A 20,689-nucleotide genomic window follows, 5' to 3' on the forward strand; every position below is an offset into this window, starting at 1 on the left:
TGGCAGCGGCCCGAACGCTTGCATCACAGGAAGAGGGGATCAGCGGGCAACGATTAGGCCGCGGCTCGTGACCACCGTCCAGCGGCCGTCCTGCTTGCGGATCGCATCGACGCGGCCGAGACCCGGAACCGGATCACCGGCATAGACTTCGAAGATTCCGGCACGGCCCTCGATGGTGGCGCCGCCGCCGGCGATGTCGATGATGCGCCAACCTTCGACCATGGGCAGGCGCGCAACCTCGGGCTTCGGTGCCGGAGTGGGCACAGGCACGTTGATCGAACCGGTCACTTCCTTGGCCGGCGCGGAGGCAACCGGTGCCGGGGTCGGCGCGGGCGCAGCTGCAGGCGGCGGCGTGGTGCGCAGCTTTTCGACGGTTTCGCTCAGCTTGGCGAGTTTCGCGGCCGGTTCGGCCTGCGCCTTCTCAAGCTTGTCGAGACGATCGGCAGATTTCGCGCGCGCCGCAATGGACTGCTTGGCGTTGCGGTCAACCTCGGCCTTGAGCGCCGTGAGTTCGCTATCGAGACGGGCGACCTGCTCTTCCAGCGCATGAGTGGAAGACCTGGTGTCGTCGGCGGCAAACAGCTTGCCGAGGCCCGACATGGCGACCGAACCGCCAACCGCGCCGACGGTGATGCCGAGCGCGATCATCGCGGCAATCGCCATCATCCGGCTGCGGCCAGCCTTCTCTGCCGACTCAATCTTCGGCTCGGAATTGACGAGGTCTTCCCAGGAGTGCTCGCGCGATGCATTCTCGCGGGATGCGCCTTCGTGCGGGCCGCTGTCGCGGGAGGGAGCCATGATGGTGATCCGGCCAGGCGCACCGAGCTTCGGCGCTTCCCTCTTTGGCATCTGAGCACGGCGCTCGTCGCCCTGCTCCGGTGCGAGCTTCGGCGACTCCACGTGGATGTCAGTATCGTGGGAACCGGCCGCCGCCGCGCCGGTGTCGACGTGATCGCCGCTGACGTCTGGGGTGGAATCGGCCTTGTGCTCGCTCACGATCAAATTCTCCAGAATAGATGAACACTTTGGTAACTTTCATTGCTTGCCAAATCCTTACCGGGTGCCGTGCTTACGAAAATTTCACCTCTCGTCCGGCGGTGGGAACCGTTGCTTGACGCGCACGCGCCCCGCTCGCACAACACCTGCAAACAGAACAATCGGGGAAATGCCATGAAGCTCTACGATTCCATCGGGCCGAATCCGCGCGTGGTGCGCATGTTCTTGGCCGAGAAGAGCATCAGCCTTCCCGTCCAGACCGTCGATCTTGCTGGTGGCGAGAACCGCGAGCCCGCGCATCTGGCGCGCAATCCGCACGGCCAGATGCCGACGCTCGAGCTCGACGACGGCGCCTATGTGTCCGAGACGGTCGCGATCTGCGAATATGTCGAGGAGACGCATCCGATGCCGCCGCTGATCGGCACCACGCCCGAACAGCGCGCCGAGGCACGGATGTGGCGGCAGCGCGTCGATCTCAACATCTGCCAGCACATCGCCAACGGCTATCGCTTCGCCGAGGGGTTGAAGCGCTTCGAGACGCGCATCGTCTGCGTACCCGAAGGCGCGCCGGGCCTGAAGACAATCGCGATCGACCGGCTGCGCTGGCTCGATGGACAGATGGGCGGCAAGACCTTCATCTGCGGTGAGCGGTTCACGATGGCAGATATCGTGCTGTTCTGCTGGCTCGATTTCGCCGACAAGGTGAAGCAGCCCTGGGATCGCGGAAATGCGAAGGTCGCGGCGTGGTTCGAGCGGGTCGGTGCGCGGGAGTCGGCGAAGGCGTGAGCGGAGGTCAATGGCCTCTCCACGTCATTGCGAGGAGCGAAGCGACGCGGCAATCCAGAAGGTCACAAGCGAAGACTGGATTGCTTCGCTACGCTTGCAATGACGGCTGAGGGAGCAGCGCGTTACAGCACCACCGGCGCATCGGGCAGCTCATTCGCCAACGCGCCGTCCCGCGGAAAGTGAGCCGCCAGATGCTGCGTCACCGCGTCGATCCCCTTGATCACGCCGCGTTCGAAATGCCCGGCGCGAAACTCGGCTTCCATCATCTGGCAGATCGCTTCCCAGCCGGCTTTGCCGACGCGGGCATCGATGCCGCGATCGACCACGATCTCGACGTCGCGATCGGCGAGCAGCAGATAGATCAGCACGCCGTTGTTATGCGCGGTGTCCCAGACGCGCAGTTGCGCGAACACATCGATGGCGCGTTCGCGCGCGGATTGATTGCGGAACAGCGGCGCGCCGTCGAGCGCGCCCTCGACCACGAAGCGGATCTGTCCGGCATGGCTGGCTTCGGAGGCCTTGATGGCCTGTTCGATCGCCGCCAGCGATTGCGGCGGGAACGCCTTGCGGACCCGCGAGCGATTGCCGAGCAGATGGTTGCCGATGCGTTTCAGGCTCATCACCAACTCCCCGAAGCGCCGCCGCCACCGAAACTGCCACCGCCTCCACTGAAGCCGCCGCTGCTCGATGAACTCCCTGATGACCAGGAACCGCCGCCGCCCCCGATATAGCCACCACCGCGGCGTCCGCCGCCTCCGCCGCCCGACATGAGGGCCTCGCTGATCAGCGTAAAGAAAAACGCGATCGCGCCGAGAATGCCGCCGAACAGCAGGCTGCCGGCGACCAGCCAGACCACCGTGGTGACGAGCCCGCCGGTCGCCAGCGAGCCGAACAGCCGGCCGAAAATGTTGCGCAGGATGCTGCCGAAGATCAGAACGCCGAACAGCAGGAACGGCGCATATTCCATGATCTGATCGAGGGCATTCGAATTGCCCTTCCATTCATCTGGCGCCGGCAGCGGCTCGCCGTCGATCACCTTGATGATCTGATTGACGCCGGCTGTGATCCCACCCGCGAAATCGCCGGTCTTGAAGCGCGGCGTGATGATCTCGTCCATGATCCGTTTCGTGGCCACGTCGGTCAGTGCGCCTTCAAGGCCATAGCCGACCTCGATGCGCAGCTTGCGATCGTCCTTGGCGACCAGCAGGATCGCGCCGTCATCGACTTTCTTGCGGCCAATCTTCCAGGCTTCGGCAACGCGGATGGAGTATTGCGCGATGGCTTCCGGCGCCGTGGTGGGCACGATCAGCACCACGATCTGGCTGCCCTTGCGCGACTCGAAATCACGCAGCGTGCTGTCGAGCGATGCCTGTTCGCCCTGGCTCAGCGTCGCGGTCTGATCGACCACGCGCCCCGTCAAAGCCGGCACGGCCACATCGGCCAGAGCGACGGCGCTCCAGCACAGCAACCATGCCAGCAGACAGGCTTTGATCGCCTTCATCGGATCGGCCTGATCGGCACCGGCCTATTTCGCAGGCGCCGGCGTCGGGTTGAAGTCGACCTTCGGCGCGGTCGAAATCTCACTCTCATTGGCGACAGAGAAATTCGCCTTCTCCTTGTAGCCGAACATCATGGCGGTGAGATTGTTCGGGAAGGTGCGCACACCGACGTTATAATCCTGCACCGACTTGATGTAGCGGTTGCGCGCCACGGTGATGCGGTTCTCGGTGCCTTCGAGCTGCGACATCAGATCCTTGAACAGCGCGTCCGACTTGAGCTGCGGATAATTCTCGGTGACCACGAGCAAGCGCGACAGCGCGCTGGAGAGTTCGCCTTGCGCGGCCTGGAATTTCTGCAGCGCAGCGGGATCGTTGACCACATCGGGCGTCGCCTGCACCGAGCCGACCTTGGCGCGCGCATTTGTGACGCCCAGAAGAACGTCTTTCTCCTGTTGCGCAAAGCCCTTCACGGAATTCACGAGATTCGGCACGAGGTCCGCGCGGCGCTGATACTGGTTGACCACCTCCGACCAGGCCGACTTGACCTGCTCGTCATTGGTCTGAATCGCGTTGTAACCGCAATTGGTCAGGCTGAGGGTGGCCAGTGCTGCCAGCACGGTCAAAAACTTGCGCATGAAATTCTCCTGTGACGCGGCTCAAATGGCTCGACCGCTTCTAACACAGGCAAACGACGAAAGCCGCCACAAGTTCATCGCGAATGCTGCAATGCCCATACGGGTTTATGTTTGCATACCCGGCATTCGTTGTTAGCCTTGCCACAACCATCGGCCCACAGAAGCCGAGGACATTTGGGGAGGTTTCCATGACGGACGTGCTGAACACGTTTCCGACTGTTGGCGCGCAGACCTTGCGGGCGCTGGCGCGCTATCCGGACCGCATCGCTTTCAGCTGGCCCGGCGGCACCATTACCTATCGCGGCACCACGGACCTGATCGCGCGGCTGCAGAATGTGTTCATGAACCTCGGCGCACAGCCCGGCACGAAAGTGGCGTTGCTGACCGCGAACCGCGCCGACACCTGGTGCGCCGGCGTCGCCGCGCAACTGTCGCGTTTCGCGATCTCCTGGCTGCATCCGCTGGGCTCGATGCAGGATCAGATCGACCAGATCGAGGATGCCGAAGCCACGATCCTGATCATTGACGCCGACAATTTCCTGCAGCGCGGCGGCGAGCTCGCCTCGCGCGCGCAGGGCCTGCAACACGTATTCACGCTGGGCCGTGCAGATTACGGCATCGATCTGCTGAAAGTCATCGGCTCGGGCGGCAGCGCCACCGCGCGGGACTTTGCACAGGTCGATGACATCGCCGTGCTGAACTACACCGGCGGCACCACCGGAAAATCCAAGGGCGCGCTGCGCCGGCATCGCGAAGTGTCGGGCTTTGCCAGCGCCATTCTGTCGGATTTCGAGATTCCGGACACGCCGAGCTATCTCACGGTTGCGCCGATCAGCCATGTCGCCGGCACCAAGGTGCTGCCGACGCTGATGCGCGGCGGCACGGTGCATATGCTGAAGGGGTTCGATCCCGACGCGGTGCTCAAGACCATCGAACGCGAGCGCATCAATTTCACGCTGTTCGTGCCGACCATGATCTACGTGCTGCTCGATCATCCGACACTGTCAAAGACCGATCTGTCGTCGCTCGATCTGGTGCTTTACGGCGCATCGCCGATGTCACCGAGCCGGCTGGTGGAAGGTATCGAACGCATCGGCCCCGTGTTCTCGCAGCTCTACGGGCAGACCGAATGCTATCCAGTGTCGGTGCTGCGCAAGACGGATCATGATCCGAAGAAGCCCGAACTATTCCTGTCTTGCGGCTTCCCCATCGCGGTCTGCGATCTGCGCATTCTCGACGATGACGATCAGGAGGTCTCGCCCGGCGAAGCCGGCGAGATCTGCGTGCGCGCGCCGCATGTGATGAAGGAATACTGGAAGCGGCCGGAGCAGACCGCGGAGACGCTGAAGAACGGCTGGCTGCACACCGGCGACATCGCCCGCGCCGACGAGCGCGGCTACATGTTCATCCTCGACCGCAAGAAGGACATGATCGTCTCCGGCGGCTTCAACATCTTTCCGCGCGAGATCGAGGATGTGTTGACCACCCATGCAGATGTCGCCATGTGCGCCGTGGTCGGCGTGCCCGACGACAAATGGGGCGAGGCTGTCACCGCCATCGTGGTCGCGCGCGGCGGCGCGAAGCCGAATGCGGATGAGCTGATCAATCTGGTGAAGACCCGCAAGGGTTCGGCCCATGCGCCGAAGCACATCAAGTTCGTGACGGAGCTGCCGATGACCGGCGTCGGCAAGATCGACAAGAAGGCGCTGCGCGCGAGCTTCTGGGTCGGGCGCGAGCGGATGGTGGGGTAAGGGCTTAGCACTAACGCCGTCATTCCGGGGCGCGTGTGCATCTTGCGCACGCGAACCCGGAATCTCGACATGGCTGAACACTTCGGGATTCCGGGTTCGCCTGCCAGCGGCTTCGCCGCTGACCTGCGCCCCGGAATGACAGTGGAGGGTCACCACCAAGTGACTTGCATGATGATAGTTACTCCCCTATCTTCCCCCCATGGAGCGCAAGAGTTTCGAGAAACTGGAATGCCCGGTCGCCCGCAGCCTTGAGCGCGTCGGCGAGTGGTGGAGCATTCTGATCATGCGCGACGCCATTTACGGCATGACGCGGTTCGACCAGTTCCAGAAGAACCTCAACATCGCGCCGAACATGCTGACCCGTCGGCTGGCAGTCCTGGTCGAGGCCGGGCTGCTGGAGAAGCGGCTATATTGCGAAAAGCCACCGCGCTACGAATATATCGTGACCCCGCGCGGCCGGGATTTCCGCTCCGTGCTGTGGTCGCTGCAAAGCTGGGGCAACCGGCACTTCGCGCCTGAGGGTGAAAGCGTTGTTCTGATCGACAAGGAGACCGGCGAGACCGCCGATCCCATCCTGGTCGACCGCCGTACCGGCAAACCAATCACCGAAGCCACCCACGCCAATGCGCCCGGCCCTGCCGCCAGCGCACGCGTGCAACGGCGGCTCAGCAAACCGCGCCCGCAGAAGGACGGATCACCATGAAACTGGAAACGCCGCAGGCCATCGTCGCCGCCACGGCTGCGCCCGTCCACGAGATGAACCCGCGGACGCGGATGCTGCTGCAGGCGCCAATCGCCTCCACGCTGGTCAAGCTCGCCTGGCCCAATCTGCTGGTGATGCTGGCGCAGGCCTCCACCGGCCTGATCGAGACCTGGTGGGTGTCGCATCTCGGCAGCGACGCGCTGACCGGCATGGCGGTGGTGTTTCCCGGCTTCATGATGATGCAGATGCTGTCGGCTGGCGCCATGGGCGGCGGCATTTCCTCGGCGATTGCGCGTGCGCTCGGCGCAAGGCGCACCGACGATGCCGAGGCGCTGGTAATGCACGCGACCCTTATCAATATCCTGCTCGGCCTCATCGGCTCGGCGATCTTCCTGATCTGGGGCCGTGCGATTTACACCGCGATGGGTGTCAGCGGCGGCGCGCTGGACGCGGCCATGCAGTATTCCAACGTGGTGTTCGGCGGCAGCGTTTTAGTTTGGCTGATGAACGGCTTTGCCAGCATCATCCGCGGCACCGGCAACATGCTGGTGCCGTCGCTGTCGATCTGTATCGGCGTGGTGCTGCTGATCCCGTTGTCGCCGCTGCTGATCTTCGGCTGGGGACCGATTCCGGCGCTCGGCATTGCCGGCGGCGGCTGGGCTGTGGTGCTGTCCACCTTCACCGTCGGCGCGGTACTCGCCGGCTACATTCTCTCCGGCCGCTGCATCGTCCATTTCAAACTGGCGCGGCTGCGCTGGGATCTCTCAGCCGACATCTTGCGTGTCGGCGCCATCGCTGCGGTGATTTCGCTGCAGACGAGTTTCACGGTGCTGCTGACCACCGCACTGGTCGGCGGCTTCGCTGGCGGCGACGCCGTGGCGGGCTTCGGCACCGGCGTCCGGCTGGAATATCTGATGGTGCCGCTGGCCTTCGGGTTTGGCGGACCGCTGGTCGCCCTGGTCGGCACCAATATCGGCGCCGGACAGGAGCAGCGTGCGCTGCGGGCGGCGCTGATCGGCGGCGGCATGGTGTTCGTGATCACCGAAACCGTCGGCCTGGCGGCCGCGATCTGGCCAGCCGCGTGGCTCGGCCTGTTCGGCTCGGATCCGCAGATGATCGAGACCGGCAGCGCCTATCTGCGCATTGTCGGCCCGGCCTATGGCTTCTTCGGTCTGGGCCTGTCGCTCTATTTTGCCTCCCAGGGCGCCGGCAAAATGCTCTATCCGCTGCTCGCCGGCGTGCTGCGCCTCCTGATCTCGATCGGCGGCGGCTGGCTGGCGCTGCGGCTGACGGGATCGCTGACCTGGCTGTTTGCCTGCCTGACCTTCGCGCTGGTCGTCTACGGCACTATCATCGTCACGGCGGTGGCGTCCGGGACCTGGTTCAAGACCAAGCCGGTCTGACGGCGATGTGATCGCCAGCGATGCGATCGCCTGACAGCGATGTGATCAGCCGTAAGCGGATTTTCCGCTGGGAGTAAAGATGTGCATATGCCTCATGCAGTTGCACGCCTGTAGGGGCAAAGCGAACTATCCTAGATAGCGCGGATCGGCGGTCAGTTCGGCCGCACCCAGGAATCCCCAGCTATGGCAGACGGTATCGCGGCACAGGCTCCCCAGCCGACGGAAGGGCTGACGCCGAGCCAGCAGCGTTGGGCGCGGCTTGCCATCTTTACCGCCCTTGCCATGGCCTCGCTCGATACCGCCATTGCCAATATCGCGTTGCCCTCCATCGCCGCCGACCTGCATGCGACGCCAGCGGATGTGATCTGGGTGGTCAATGTCTACCAGATCGCCATGGTCGCCACGCTGCTGCCGTTCGGCGCACTGGGCGAGATTGTCGGCCATCAGCGCATCTATCTCGGCGGGCTGATCCTGTTCACGATCGCGTCGGTCGCCTGCGCATTCGCGTGGTCGCTGGACACTTTGCTGTTCGCGCGGGTGCTGCAGGGCCTCGGCGCCGCCGGCGCCATGAGCGTCAATGCCGCGCTGGTCCGTGTGGTTTATCCCCCAAGCCATTTTGGCCGCGGGCTCGGTCATAATGCCCTCGTCGTCGCGACGGCCTTCACCCTCGGCCCTACCATCGCCTCGGGCATCCTGTCGGTTGCAACCTGGCCCTGGCTGTTCGCGATCAACCTGCCTTTCGGCCTCGCCGCCATTATCATCAGCCTCAAGACACTGCCAAAGACCACGCGCGCCACCCATCGTTTCGATTTTCTCGGTGCCCTGCTGACCTCGCTCTGCCTCGGCCTGCTGATCCTCGGTATCGACAGCGCCGCCCATCACACCGCGCCGTCCATCGTCGTCGCCGAACTGGTTGCCGGCCTGTTGTTCGGCTGGCTGCTGCTCCGCCGGCAGGCCGATCACCCTGCGCCCATGCTGCCGATCGACCTGTTTCGCCGCCCGTTGTTCGCGCTGTCGGCGGCCACGGCGGTTTGCTCCTTCTCCGTCCAGGGCCTCGCCTTTGTGTCGCTGCCGTTCTACTTCGAGGAAGTTCTGCATCGTTCGGCAGTCGAGACCGGCTTCTTCCTGACGCCCTGGCCGCTGGTCGTCGGCATCATGGCGCCGATCGCCGGCCGGTTGTCGGACCACTATCCCGCCGGGCTTCTTGGCGGTATCGGCATGGCCCTGCTCGGCATCGGCATGGTGCTGCTGGCCACCCTGCCGCCCGACCCGAGCGTCGCCAATATCGTCTGGCGGATGGTGATCTGCGGCGCCGGCTTCGGCTTCTTCCAGGCGCCGAACATGAAGGCGATCATGTCGAGCGCGCCGGCCGGCCGCAGCGGCGGCGCCAGCGGTATCGTGGCCACCGCCCGGCTGACCGGCCAGAGCATGGGCGCGGCGCTTGCCGCCTTCTGCTTCGGCCTGTTCGGCCATGGCGGCGCGACCTGGGCGCTGGCGCTCGGTGCCGGCTTTGCCGCGCTCGGCTGCGTCATGAGCTTCCTGCGGCTGATCGTCCCGTCGTCACCCAGTCACTGATTTCAGAGATAATTTAGCGAACTCACATTTCTCTTTTGCAATGCCGTATTAAGTGATGTGATATACTGCAGTGCAGAGACAGATATTTTGCAGCGCAAGTAACAAAACTGAGTTCCATTGCCCTTCGGTTCCGTAAGTACCCAAAGACGCTGGACCAGTTTCGTATCCTTGTAGTCGCGGCGGGGCACGAGGGCATTTCTTGAGGGTACTGTTCGTCACTCCAGAGATTGACGACTTCATCCGGGTGGGCGGCCTTGCAGCCGTGTCCGCCGCTCTCCCTCGAGCCTTGCGCATCTGGACCGACGTTCGCATCATCCTTCCCGGCTACCGCGACGTCGTCACGCAGTTTCCTGATATCGAGATCGTCGGCGAATGCCCGGCGCTGGCGGAAATGCCCGCCTGCTCGGTCGGCCTCGCCGCGACCAAGGACGGGCTGCCGATCTATATCCTGCTCTGCCCGCAGCTCTACGATCGCCCCGGCAATCCCTATGGCGATGCCTGCGGCCGGGACTGGCCGGACAACGACATTCGCTTCGCGCGCTTCGCCTCCGCTGCTGCGCTGCTCGCCTCGGGCAAGCTCGACAAGAACTGGTCGGCCGATCTGGTCCACGCCAATGACTGGCAGGCGGCCCTGGTGCCGGCCTATCTCGCCTGGAGCGGGGTGAAGATTCCGACCATCCTGACGATCCACAATCTCGCTTATCAGGGCCTGTTTCCGAAGTCTTCGCTGCGCCGGATCGGTGCGCCGGCGGAGTCGTTCCATATCGACGGGCTGGAATTCTACGACAAGCTCTCCTTTCTCAAGGGTGGGCTGATCTACTCTTCCCACCTCACCACCGTGAGCGAGACTTACGCGCGCGAGATCACCACACCGGAACTCGGCTGCGGGCTGGAAGGCCTGCTGACCAAGCGCTCCAACGAGTCGCGGCTGACAGGCATTCTCAACGGCATCGATGAAAGCTGGGATCCGCGCGTCTGCGCGGAGCTCATGAGACCGTTCGGCGCGGGCGACTGGGAAGCCAAACGCGCCAATGCCGACGGGGTACGCCAACAATTTGGGCTCGCACTCTCCCGCGGGCCCATTTTTGGTTTGGTCGCCCGCCTCGTACATCAGAAGGGCGTCGACCTCGTGCTGTCGGCCGCCGACGCCATCGTGTCCGCCGGCGGACAGATCGTCGTTACCGGCCGCGGCGAGACCGAGCTCGAAAATGCGCTGATGGACGCGCATCGCCGTCGCCCCGACGCGATCGGTGTCGCCATCGGCTTCAACGACCGCGAGGCACGGCGCATTTTCGCCGGCAGCGACTTCACGCTGATGCCGTCGCGCTTCGAGCCGTGCGGACTGAGCCAGATGTATGCGCAGCGCTTCGGCTCGCTGCCGATCGGCCACCAGACCGGCGGCCTCGCCGAAACCATCGTCGATGGCGAGACCGGCTTCCTGTTCACGCAGCCCTCCACCGAGTCATTTCTGGGCGGCATCCTGCGGGCCTTCGCGACCTATGGCTCGAAGGATCGCCTGAACTCGATGCGTCGCAGCGCCATGTCGAAATCATTCAGCTGGAATATTTCTGCCGCCAGCTACAGCGCGCTGTATCGCAAGACGATCGTCGCCGGCGTGTAGCGCGGGAAATCGGCGGGCGAACCCCGATCTTGGCTTGCGGATCAGTTCCGTTTCACAATAATGGCAAAAGCTGGCAACAACTATCATCCATGAAGGCGTGGCCGGTACCCCCTGTGATGAAGGCCAGCCCGTGCTCAAAGCTTCGCCTCCCGCCGAGCCGCTCGTCGACTGGCGATCGGAAATCAGCGCCGGTCTGATCTCCAGCCTCGTCTGTCTGCCGCTCTGCCTTGCTTGCGGACTGCTGGTGTTTGCGCCGCTCGGCCCCGACTATGTCGCGGCCGGCGCTGCGGCCGGCCTGTATGGCGGCGCCATCGTCGGCCTGGTCGCGGCCGTGGTCGCCACCTCGTCCTATATCGTGACGACGAGCCGCGTCAGCATGGCCCTGGTGCAGGCCGGCCTGACTACGACGCTGGTCAATGACGCCACGCTTGCGAGCCAGCCTGCGATGATCGTGACCGCGATCATGCTGTGTTTGTTTCTGGCCGGGCTGTGGCAGGTCCTGTTCGGACTGCTCGGCCTGACGCGCGCCATCAAATTCGCGCCGCACCCGGTACTCACGGGCCTGCTCAATGGCGTCGGGATGCTGATCGTGATTTCCCAGTTCAAGCCGTTCTTTGCCGCGCAGACGCTGTGGCCGAACAAGCCCGCGATGCTGGTTTACGTCGTGGCCCTGGCGCTCTTTGTTCTGAACTATCCGGCCATAGCAGCCTGGCTGCGGCTGCCGGACTGGCTGCGGAAAATACCGGGATCGCTTGCAGGCTTCGTCGCCGGCACCGCGCTCTACTATCTGATCAGCATCCCGACCGGTCTCGATCTCGGGCCGACCATCGGTGAGATCCATGTCAGCTTCCCGCCCGCCATGCCGCTCGGCGCAGTGTTCGACGGCTCCATCACGCCGGAACTGACCGCCGTGCTTCCGCATGTCGTGCTGGTGTCGCTGGTGCTGGCGATCATCGGCACAGTGGAGACCATGCTGGCGTTTCGCGTGGCACAGCAGCTCGACGACACGCATATCCATCCGGTGCGCGACCTCGCCGCACAAGGCATCGCTAATGCGGCAGCAGCACTCGGCGGCGGCATTGGAGGATCTGCGATTCCATCGGTGATCCTGCTCGGCTATCGCATGGGCGGCCGCACGCGCTGGACCAGCATTTTCGTGGCTCTCAGCCTGTTGGCCATCACATTCGCGCTGTCCTCGGTGCTCGCACAGGTGCCGCGCGCGGTGTTCGCCGGCCTGCTTCTGGTGATCGGCATCGTGCTGTTCGATCGCTGGAACCTGCAACTGCTGGCCGATATCCGATACAGCATCGAACCGCAGGTTCGCCGGCACGCGGTCTACAACCTGATCGTGGTGCTCGCGGTGATGGCCGTGACCGTGTTCAGCTCGGTCGTTTCCGGAGTGATCGTCGGCATCATCCTGTCCTGCATCATCTTCGTCATCAATATGAGCCGGCCACTGGTACGCCGCGCCCATCTCGGCGACACGCTGTTCTCCAAGCGCATTCGCTCGGCCGACGATCTCGCGATCCTGCAGCAGACCGGGCAGCAGCGCGCCATCCTGCAGCTCGAAGGCGCGCTGTTCTTCGGCAATGCCGACGACCTCTCGCTCCGCGTCAAGGACTTGTTCAACAGCACGGACATGATCCTGCTCGACATGGGCGCCATCTCCGACCTCGACATCTCCGGCATCAACACATTGCGAACCCTGCGCCAGAAGGCGACTGAAAAGAAACGGCGACTGATCTACTGCAACGTCCGGCCCGTCCATGCCGCCATCATCGGCAACGGGATCGGGCACGATCCCGCATCGCCGTCCATGACGCAGGATCTCGATTCCGCACTGGAGTGGATGGAGCAGACCATGCTCGATCGCTCAGCTACGAGGCAGGGGCAAGCGGATGAACTCACGCTCGAGCAGATCGACTTTCTCGATGGTGTATCGGCGAACGAGATAGCCGAACTGACCACAGTGATGACCAGACGCGAATTCGCGTGCGGCGATACGATCTGCCGCGAGGGCGACGCCGGCGACCGCATGTGGCTGATCCTGAAAGGCAGCGTCAGCGTGCTGCTGCGTACCGACGGACATCACGAGCGACGCCGCATCGCCGGACTTGGCCGCGGCACGACGGTCGGAGAAATGGCGCTGGTGGAATCGGTACCACGCTCGGCGACCATCGTCGCCGACGACGCGGTGATCTGTTACGAATTCCCGCGCGACGGCTTCGACCTGATCCTGAAGAAAAATCCGGTGCTCGCCACCAGGCTTCTGGGCAACCTGGCGCGCGAACTCACCCGGCGACTGCGACAGACCTCACAAGATCTGCGCATCAGTCATCATTGAGGCGGTTAAACCTCGACCACGCGCTCCACATGCACGCGGCGGCAATCCATCTCGTATTCGAGATCGACGACCGGCGGACGGTTGAAGTGCCAGGTCAGGCCGTTGCGGAACACGCCACGACGACCGAGTTCGCTTTCCAAGAGCGCATAGACGTCGCGCACGGTGTAGAGCTGCGCGCCGGTGGTCTGGTCCCAGGTGCCGGAGAATGCGCTCATGCGGCGCTCCATCTCGTCGAGCACGAACTTGGCTTTTTCCAGCATGCCCGACGGGCTGATGTCGCCGAGACGCACGGTGTTGTCGCGATAGTCGCCCTTGCCTTCCGCGGCCTCGCCGCTGCCGGCGATGACGAAGGATGCCGGCGCATTCGGCGCGACGGTCGTGAAAGAGAAAGCGTGGAAGCCGGGCTCCGACGGCGGATCGATCTTCGGACACACATTGCTGCGCGCGATGGGATTCACGCGATCCTTCATGATGCCCCAGTCTTCGAGGGTCTTGATGTAGATCTCGTTGAAGTCGATGAACCCCTGCTCCGTGAACGGCGCCGGCGAGCGCAATTCGCAGGCCGCAAAGGCGGTCAGCGGCCGGCCGGCGGCCTTGATGATCTCGGCAACCCTGGCGAAGCCATCCTTCAGCGGAACGACTTTGGAGAAGCGCACGCGCTCCAGCGCGAAGCCGGGCAGCGCGCCGACGCCGCAGGAATACTGGAACACGCCCGGCATGTAACGGTAGCCGCTATTGGGGACTTCGACGGTCTCGATCATGTTTGCCTCTTTGGATGAAATCAAAGTCAGTCTTCGAGGACGCCGAGATAGGCGTCGCGGATGATTGGATCGGCCAGCAATTCGGCGCCCTGCCCGGTGCGCACGATGCGGCCCATATCCATGATGTAGGCGTGATGGCAGAGATCGAGCGCCGTGGTGACGTCCTGCTCCACCAGCAGGATCGACATGCCTTCGGAGTTCAACTGGCGCAGCGCCGCGACCAGTTGCTCCACCAGCAATGGCGACAGGCCGAGCGAGAGTTCGTCGATCATCAAGAGGCGCGGCGCGCTCATCAGCCCGCGGCCGATGGCGCACATCTGCTGTTCGCCGCCGGACAATGTCGCCGCCGCCTGGTTGCGGCGCTCACGCAGCTTCGGAAAGGTCGTGTAAACGCGATCGAGATCGCGATTGAGCTCGGTACGGCCAACGCTGCGCGAATAGGCGCCCATCAGCAGATTGTCCTCGATGCTCATGGCACCGAATAGACGGCGCCCTTCCGGCACATGGACAATGCCATGAGCCAGCATCTGCGCCGCCGTGGCCTTCGAGAGATCCACGCCTTCCGAGACATATTTGCCTGATGTCAGCGGGATCAGCCCGGACAGCGCGCGCATCAGCGTGGTCTTGCCGGCGCCGTTGGAGCCGATCAGCGCGGTGATTTCGCCGGAGCGCACCACCATGTCGATGCCCCACAGCACCTGGATTTCGCCGTAACCGGCGCAGACCTGATTGAGTTCAAGCATCGGATGATCAGCCACGGGCGGCGTTCCGTTGTGCATATTGCTGGCCCAGATAGGCATCGACGACGGCGGGATCCTTGATGATGTCGCGCGGCGCACCGTCAGCGATCAGCCGTCCGTTATGCAGCACCGCGATGCGGGTGCAGACATTGAGCACAACCTTCATCAGATGCTCGATCATCACGATGGTGATGCCATCAGCGGCGAGTTGATGGATCAGTTTTGTCGCACGCTCGACTTCGGCGCTGTTGAGGCCGGCATTGACCTCGTCGAGGAACAGCAGCTTCGGCTTCATCGCCAGCGCCTTGGCCAGCTCCAGCCGCTTGCGCATGGCCAGCGTCAATGTCGCTGCGGATTGATCGGCCTGGGCATCCAGACCAACGAATGCGAGATGCGCGCGGGCGGCCTCGCGGGCCGACTTCAAGCTCTCGCCCGGCTGCGAGAACAGCGCGGCGGCAGCGACATTGTCGAGCGCCGAAAATTCCGCAAAGGGCTGCACGATCTGGAAGGTGCGCGACAGGCCGAGCCGCGCCGATTGATATGTCTTGATCCGCGTGATGTCGCGGCCATCGAAGGTGACGACACCGGACGATGCAGGCGTAACACCACAGATGGTGTTGACCAGCGTGGTCTTGCCGGCGCCGTTCGGGCCGATCAGACCGACCACCTCGCCCTTGTTGACCGACAGCGAAACATCGCTCAGCGCCTTCAGCCCGCTGAAGTTTCGCGAGACATTGCTGAGATGCAGGATTTCGTGACGGATCTCAGACATGCTTTGCCTTTCGTCCGGTCAGCCCGCGCCAGATCTTGCCGGCATGGAGCGAGACCAACCCATGCGGCAGGAACAGCAGCAGCAGGATGATGAGGACGCCCAGCACGCCCGAATGGATCTGGATGTAATTGCGCCAGACCACTTCCTCGAGGCCGAGATAGACGAAGGCGCCGCAAACCACGCCGAGCGGCGAGCCAAGGCCACCCATCAGCGCCATCACGATCGGCTTCACCGAATAGAGAATGTCGAACACGTCGGACGGATCGATGTAGTGCACCCAGGCCGCATAGAGACCGCCGGCAGCGCCGACGAAACAGGCGGACAGGCCGAAAGCCACGGCCTTGTAGAGCGTCGAGTTGAGACCGACCATGTTCGAGGCCGTCTCGTTCTGCCGGATGCAGTTGAGACCGAAACCGAGCTTCGACATCGACACCGCGATGACGACGATCGCGGTGATCAGCAGCAATCCCCACATCGCGTAAAAGAAGAACATCGCGTCGGAGAGGACACTGGAGCCAGACACCAGCGGGATATTCAGGCCCATGCCGCCGCCGGTGAGGTCGGTGGCGTTGTTGACGAGTTCGCGAAACACTTCGACCAGCGACAGGCTGGCGATGGCGAAGTAATGCCCGCGGAGGCGAAGCAGCACCGTGCCGAGAGCCGCAGCAAGCAACAGGCACAATACCAGCGAACCCAGCAGCGACAGTGTCAGCGGCACGCCCTTATTCATGAGAATGCCGGTCGTATAGGCACCGAGCCCGAAGAAGGCCGCCGTCGCGAAGGACGGATAGCCGGCAAAGCCACCGACGATATTCCATGACAGCGCGAAGATCGCATACATGCAGGCCATGGTGCCGAGACGCAGCGCATACGCGTCGCCGAACAGCGGCAGCGATGCTACGCCGGCAATGAGAACGAGAAGCGCGATATTGGTCCGGGTCATTCAAAACCCTTTCGGCCGAGCAAGCCCTGCGGCCTGACGACAAGGAAGATGATGAGCAGGACGAAGGACAACGTCACCGCATGGGCCGGACCGAGATAGACCGAGCCGACGCCTTCAACGAGCGCCAGCAACAAGCCGCCTGCGAGTGCACCTGACACGCTGCCAAGACCACCGAGGACACAGACCACGAAAGCCTTGCCGAGATAGGCCGACGAGGTCAGCGGCGAGATCGGGAAGATCAGCGCCATCAGCACGCCGGCGCAACCGGCCAATGCAGCACCGAGACCGAAGGCGATGGCGTAGATCGATTTGACGTCGACGCCCATCAGTACGGCGGCATCGCGGTCGAGCCGGACCGCAACGATGGCGCGGCCGACTTTCGAGCGACGCAGCAGCAGATAGAGCAGAAAGGTCAGCGCCAGCGCCGAGCCGGTCGCGATCAGGCGATCGACAGGGACGACGACGTCGAAGATCGAGATCGATCCCGTGGGCGGATTGAGGATCAGCTTCCGGTAGTCGGCCTTGAAGTAATAGATCATCGCATTGTTCAGGATCAGATCGAGCCCGAAGGTCAGCGTCAGCGTCACCAGCACCGGCGCAGTGATGACACGGTTGAGCAGCAGCCGTTGCAGCAGATAGCCGAACACGAAAAAGGCCGGCGCGGCGATCAGCAGCGCATACCAAGGCGACAGGCCGAGCGAATTATAGGCCCCCCAGGCCAGATAGGCGCCGAGCACGATGAAGGAGCCGTGGATCAGGTTGATGACGTTGAGCACGCCCCAGACCAGCGAGAAACCGATCGCAATACAGGCATAGAGACACCCGAGCACGAGTGCATTGATCAGGACCTGGATGGCCAGCATATCGATCCCCCGCCGATCCCAGCCGTGCTCAGTTCACGCCGAGCTTGAAGTCGCCCTGCTTGATCGCGTCGGGGAACAGCACCACCGGCTTGCCAGCCTGGATCTGGAAGACCGGCGGTTCGAGCGAGTTGATCTGGCCATTGGCGCCGAACTTGACCGGCCCCCAGAAGGTCACGACGTCCATCTTGGCGAGTTCATCACGCACCTTGTCACGGTCCAGCGAACCGGCCTTCTCGATGGCCATCTGGAACAGCGCACCGCAGACCGCAGCCGAAGCGTGAGCGTAGTCGGGCTCAAGCTTGTACTTGTCCTTGAACAGCTTCACGAAGTTGGCCGTGGTGCCGAAAATGTCCTTGCCGTTGTACTGTTCCGCCGGATGCCACCACGAGGCGCTGGAGATGTTCTCGGCGCTCTGGCCGGCGGATTCGATGAATTCCTGATAGGCCGGACCGGCGATCATGGTCACGACATTGGCCTTCATCTGCTGATCGACCATCTGCTTGCGGATCAGCAGGAGATCGTTGGTGTAGCCGGTGACGAACACCCATTGCGGATTCAGCGACTTAATCTGCGACAGGGTTGCGGAGTGATCGAGCGTATTGATGGCGTACTTCTCGAAGTAAACGACTTCGAGACCGTTGACCTTGGCGGACTTTTCCATTTCCTGCGCGATGGCCAGCGGAAACAGATCGTTACGCGCCAGAATGGCGACCTTCTTGACGTCGGCAGCCTTGGCCTTGACGAGCTGCGTCAGCGGCGTGGTCAGCGTGTCGTTCGGGGTGAAGGTGCCGAACAGATATTTGTAGTTCTGGTCATAGACCTGCGACGACGACGCGGTCGCGGCCAGCATCGGCACCTTGTATTTCTCGGCGATGGTACTGGCGGCCTTGGCAGCGCCCGAGCCGAACGGGCCGAACATGAAGTTCACCTTGTCCTGGGTGATCATCTGTTCGGTGGTCTGCACCGAGCGCGGCGTGTTGGACTGATAGTCCGAATAGACAATCTCGACCTTGTACTTCTTGCCGCCAACATCGATGCCGCCGGCCTTGTTGGCCTGCTCGGCCCAGAGGTCATAGCCCTGCTGCTGCTTCACGGCTTCCGGCGCCAGCGGCCCGGTGATCGGCAGCGGCGCGCCGAAGCGGATCACATCCTGCGCCGAAGCCATTGAGGAGGTCGCTCCCACACCAGCCGCAGCCAGCAGGAGGGATGCGGAAAAAGCCGAGACAGCAAGCCGGGGATGAAACATCCAAATTCTCCATCGATGACGGGACCGTGACCTGATCAAAACTCTGTCAAATTTAGATTTCGAATAAAAGCATTGAATTTCGATGTGAGAGGTCTGAAAATCAGAACGCTAGTCAGGTCCTGCCATCGCGCTGGGCAGCCAGCCGCGAGGGACTGAGCATGATCGAATCCACCGCCATTCGCTATTTTCGCGTGGTTACCGAGTCCGGCTCGATCAAACAGGCCGCCGCAGCGCTCCGCATCGCCCCCTCCGCCATCAGCCGGCAGGTGCAGGGGCTGGAGGAGGAGCTTGCGGTCAAACTGTTCGAGCGCGGCGCGCGCGGCATGAACCTGACCGATGCCGGCCACGTGCTCTATCGCTATGCAGTCGAGAACCGCAGCCAGCTCGACGGGCTGCGCAGCCAGGTCGAGGAATTCGCATCGCTGCGCCGCGGCCAGGTGAAGATCGCCACCGTCGAAGGCATGCTGTCGAGCTTCCTGCCCAACTCCTTCGTCGACCTGTCGCAGCAATATCCGGGGATCGCGCTATCTGTCACCGCCGTGGGCGCTCGCGATGTGGTCGAGATGGTCAGCCAGAACGAGGTCGATCTCGGCCTGATCTTCGGTCGTGCGCCACGCCGCGACCTGATCGAACTCGGACGCATGCGACAACCGGTCTGCCTGATCGTCGCGCCCACGCATCCGCTCGCCGGCCAAAACTCATACGCGATGAAGGATCTCGCAGGGTTGCGCGTGATCCTTCCGGATCCATCGTTCGGCATTCGTCAGGAACTCGACAAGTCCTGCGCACAGGCCAGTGTCCGGCTTGAAATGTGCAGCGAGACCAACTCGCTGGCTTTCACCCAGACCGTGGCTGCCCGCACCGATCTTGCGACGTTCCTGCCGATGGTCTCGGCAACGGCGGCGATCAACGCCGGCACACTTGTCGCGATCCCGCCGCGCGACCGCAGGCTGGAGTCAACACAGGTGACGCTGGTGCAGTCGGCCGCGCGCATGGCATCGCCTTCGACGCGACTGGTCGCCGAGATGCTGGTGGCGCAGATGAAGGACAACGAGGGAGGGTAGACGTCTTAAGCAGCGAGCTTTCCAGCCAGCGCGCGGAAACGTTCGAGCTGGTCCTGCTTCAGCGCACGGGTCTCATCACGTCCCACGAAGACCTTGAACATCACGCCGCCATCGACATTGAGAAAGGCGACGAAAGCCGACGACTTGCCCATGAAGGGCCGCTCGACGAAAGCCACGCCGCCGCAGCGCTCATGACGCAGATGGCCATGCAGGCCCTTGGGCTGCGTCAGATTATAGTAGCCGTGGCCAATGGCGCCCGGCGACAGCGGTGCGGTCGTTTCGAAGATGCCGTCCTCGGTATGCACGATCAGCGTCACCTCGCCCCACTCGGCGATATCCGTCATCGCCGTGACGAACGCGTCAGCGCCGCCGCCGATGGTCACCATCCCCTCGGGCAGCGCTTCCAGCACCGCACGCGCCATGACGCCCCGCTCGCGCGCAACGGTCTCGATCACGGCGCCTGGATTCTCCGCCATATAGGTCTTCAGCGCGGCGAGATCCGTATTCAGCATGAGATGGCTCCGTGATCGATCGTTGATGTGAGACGCAGTGCCTGCAATCAGGCCGCAGCGCTCTTGCGGCGCTCGGACTGGATCACTTCGAAACCCTCGAACTTGGGGTGACCGAGATAGAGGCTGGCGCCTTCCGACTTATTGTCCGCGCGGGCATGCGCCTTGCGGAACTGCTCGGACTTGGTCCAGCCCTCGAAGTCTGCCTTGCTGGCCCAGACCGTATGCGACGAATACAGCGTGTGATCCTCAGCCACCGGCCCCTTCAGCAGGCTGAACTCGATGAAGCCCGGCAATTCCGAGAGATAGGATTCGCGGGTCGCCCAGATGTTTTCGAAAGCGGCTTCGGATCCGGTTTTGACCTGAAAGCGGTTCATGGCGATGAACATGGATGTCTTTCCTTTCGTGACGTCGAGAACCTATCATAACCGAAATCGCGCCCGGACATGAGCGCGATTCCTTGGAGGCTGGTGGATGC

At 63.2% G+C, this 20,689-nt stretch carries 20 protein-coding genes; 8 read left to right on the plus strand and 12 right to left on the minus strand.

The window, feature by feature from the left end; translation table 11 throughout:
• Nucleotides 1-39 precede the first annotated feature (39 nt).
• Nucleotides 40-996: a hypothetical protein gene (locus AB7828_RS12820; protein WP_441230332.1), complete on the minus strand. Its 957-nt coding sequence runs from the start codon at nucleotides 994-996 to the stop codon at nucleotides 40-42.
• 174 nt (nucleotides 997-1,170) lie between these two features.
• On the opposite strand from AB7828_RS12820, the gene AB7828_RS12825 reads away from it, so the two are divergent.
• The gene (locus AB7828_RS12825; RefSeq protein WP_441230333.1) at nucleotides 1,171-1,782 is read left to right on the plus strand and encodes a glutathione S-transferase family protein; all 612 of its coding nucleotides are present in this window, start codon (nucleotides 1,171-1,173) and stop codon (nucleotides 1,780-1,782) included.
• A gap of 122 nt (nucleotides 1,783-1,904) precedes the next feature.
• Here AB7828_RS12825 and AB7828_RS12830 read toward each other — a convergent pair whose 3' ends face one another.
• Genes AB7828_RS12830 through AB7828_RS12840 form a run of 3 tightly spaced genes read right to left on the minus strand, consistent with a single transcriptional unit; the run spans nucleotide 1,905 to nucleotide 3,916 of the window.
• Nucleotides 1,905-2,402, minus strand: coding sequence for a TPM domain-containing protein (locus tag AB7828_RS12830; RefSeq protein ID WP_439059452.1), 498 nt, complete (start codon nucleotides 2,400-2,402; stop codon nucleotides 1,905-1,907).
• Nucleotides 2,402-3,283, minus strand: a complete 882-nt coding sequence (locus tag AB7828_RS12835; protein WP_441230334.1) for a TPM domain-containing protein — start codon at nucleotides 3,281-3,283, stop codon at nucleotides 2,402-2,404. Before AB7828_RS12835 ends, AB7828_RS12830 begins: the two co-directional genes overlap by 1 nt.
• A 24-nt stretch (nucleotides 3,284-3,307) precedes the next feature.
• On the minus strand, nucleotides 3,308-3,916 hold the full coding sequence (locus AB7828_RS12840; RefSeq protein WP_089265314.1) for a LemA family protein: 609 nt from the start codon (nucleotides 3,914-3,916) through the stop codon (nucleotides 3,308-3,310).
• A gap of 188 nt (nucleotides 3,917-4,104) precedes the next feature.
• On the opposite strand from AB7828_RS12840, the gene AB7828_RS12845 reads away from it, so the two are divergent.
• The 6 genes from AB7828_RS12845 (at nucleotide 4,105) to AB7828_RS12870 (ending at nucleotide 13,313) form a co-directional block, all read left to right on the plus strand.
• Nucleotides 4,105-5,667: an AMP-binding protein gene (locus AB7828_RS12845; RefSeq protein ID WP_441230335.1), complete on the plus strand. Its 1,563-nt coding sequence runs from the start codon at nucleotides 4,105-4,107 to the stop codon at nucleotides 5,665-5,667.
• Nucleotides 5,668-5,866: 199 nt separating this feature from the next.
• Nucleotides 5,867-6,370 carry a helix-turn-helix transcriptional regulator gene (locus tag AB7828_RS12850; protein ID WP_175368385.1) on the plus strand — a complete coding sequence of 168 codons (504 nt, stop codon included), beginning with the start codon at nucleotides 5,867-5,869 and terminating at the stop codon, nucleotides 6,368-6,370.
• Nucleotides 6,367-7,773 carry an MATE family efflux transporter gene (locus AB7828_RS12855; RefSeq protein WP_231079783.1) on the plus strand — a complete coding sequence of 469 codons (1,407 nt, stop codon included), beginning with the start codon at nucleotides 6,367-6,369 and terminating at the stop codon, nucleotides 7,771-7,773. Before AB7828_RS12850 ends, AB7828_RS12855 begins: the two co-directional genes overlap by 4 nt.
• A gap of 183 nt (nucleotides 7,774-7,956) precedes the next feature.
• Nucleotides 7,957-9,348: an MFS transporter gene (locus AB7828_RS12860; RefSeq protein ID WP_439077935.1), complete on the plus strand. Its 1,392-nt coding sequence runs from the start codon at nucleotides 7,957-7,959 to the stop codon at nucleotides 9,346-9,348.
• A gap of 199 nt (nucleotides 9,349-9,547) precedes the next feature.
• Nucleotides 9,548-10,969 (plus strand): glycogen synthase GlgA, encoded by a 1,422-nt coding sequence (gene glgA, locus AB7828_RS12865; protein ID WP_089265318.1) that lies wholly within the window; start codon nucleotides 9,548-9,550, stop codon nucleotides 10,967-10,969.
• Nucleotides 10,970-11,099: 130 nt separating this feature from the next.
• Nucleotides 11,100-13,313 (plus strand): SLC26A/SulP transporter family protein, encoded by a 2,214-nt coding sequence (locus tag AB7828_RS12870; RefSeq protein WP_441230336.1) that lies wholly within the window; start codon nucleotides 11,100-11,102, stop codon nucleotides 13,311-13,313.
• 5 nt (nucleotides 13,314-13,318) lie between these two features.
• Here the strand turns inward: AB7828_RS12870 and cnbZ are convergent, their stop codons facing one another.
• The 6 genes from cnbZ to AB7828_RS12900 are packed head-to-tail and all read right to left on the minus strand — an operon-like array spanning nucleotide 13,319 to nucleotide 18,557.
• Nucleotides 13,319-14,074 (minus strand): 2-amino-5-chloromuconate deaminase CnbZ, encoded by a 756-nt coding sequence (gene cnbZ / locus AB7828_RS12875; protein WP_441230337.1) that lies wholly within the window; start codon nucleotides 14,072-14,074, stop codon nucleotides 13,319-13,321.
• A gap of 26 nt (nucleotides 14,075-14,100) precedes the next feature.
• Complete coding sequence (locus AB7828_RS12880; RefSeq protein ID WP_441232239.1) at nucleotides 14,101-14,817, minus strand: ABC transporter ATP-binding protein; 717 nt, start codon at nucleotides 14,815-14,817, stop codon at nucleotides 14,101-14,103.
• Nucleotides 14,818-14,824: 7 nt separating this feature from the next.
• Nucleotides 14,825-15,586, minus strand: a complete 762-nt coding sequence (locus tag AB7828_RS12885) for an ABC transporter ATP-binding protein (RefSeq protein WP_320445124.1) — start codon at nucleotides 15,584-15,586, stop codon at nucleotides 14,825-14,827.
• Complete coding sequence (locus AB7828_RS12890; RefSeq protein WP_441230338.1) at nucleotides 15,579-16,529, minus strand: branched-chain amino acid ABC transporter permease; 951 nt, start codon at nucleotides 16,527-16,529, stop codon at nucleotides 15,579-15,581. Before AB7828_RS12890 ends, AB7828_RS12885 begins: the two co-directional genes overlap by 8 nt.
• Entirely contained in the window at nucleotides 16,526-17,392 is an 867-nt protein-coding gene (locus tag AB7828_RS12895) for a branched-chain amino acid ABC transporter permease (protein WP_320445126.1), read from the minus strand. Before AB7828_RS12895 ends, AB7828_RS12890 begins: the two co-directional genes overlap by 4 nt.
• 28 nt (nucleotides 17,393-17,420) lie before the next feature.
• Nucleotides 17,421-18,557 carry an amino acid ABC transporter substrate-binding protein gene (locus AB7828_RS12900; protein WP_441230339.1) on the minus strand — a complete coding sequence of 379 codons (1,137 nt, stop codon included), beginning with the start codon at nucleotides 18,555-18,557 and terminating at the stop codon, nucleotides 17,421-17,423.
• Nucleotides 18,558-18,796: 239 nt separating this feature from the next.
• On the opposite strand from AB7828_RS12900, the gene AB7828_RS12905 reads away from it, so the two are divergent.
• Nucleotides 18,797-19,702: a LysR family transcriptional regulator gene (locus AB7828_RS12905; RefSeq protein ID WP_441230340.1), complete on the plus strand. Its 906-nt coding sequence runs from the start codon at nucleotides 18,797-18,799 to the stop codon at nucleotides 19,700-19,702.
• A gap of 5 nt (nucleotides 19,703-19,707) precedes the next feature.
• Here AB7828_RS12905 and hutX read toward each other — a convergent pair whose 3' ends face one another.
• Both hutX and AB7828_RS12915 read right to left on the minus strand, forming a co-directional pair.
• Nucleotides 19,708-20,214, minus strand: a complete 507-nt coding sequence (hutX, locus tag AB7828_RS12910) for a heme utilization cystosolic carrier protein HutX (protein WP_441230341.1) — start codon at nucleotides 20,212-20,214, stop codon at nucleotides 19,708-19,710.
• 47 nt (nucleotides 20,215-20,261) lie between these two features.
• The gene (locus tag AB7828_RS12915; protein WP_068735293.1) at nucleotides 20,262-20,600 is read right to left on the minus strand and encodes an antibiotic biosynthesis monooxygenase family protein; all 339 of its coding nucleotides are present in this window, start codon (nucleotides 20,598-20,600) and stop codon (nucleotides 20,262-20,264) included.
• Between the last annotated feature and the right edge of the window lie 89 nt (nucleotides 20,601-20,689).

This window comes from Tardiphaga sp. 215_C5_N2_1 (assembly GCF_052076055.1).
Taxonomy (GTDB): Bacteria; Pseudomonadota; Alphaproteobacteria; order Rhizobiales; family Xanthobacteraceae; genus Tardiphaga; species Tardiphaga robiniae.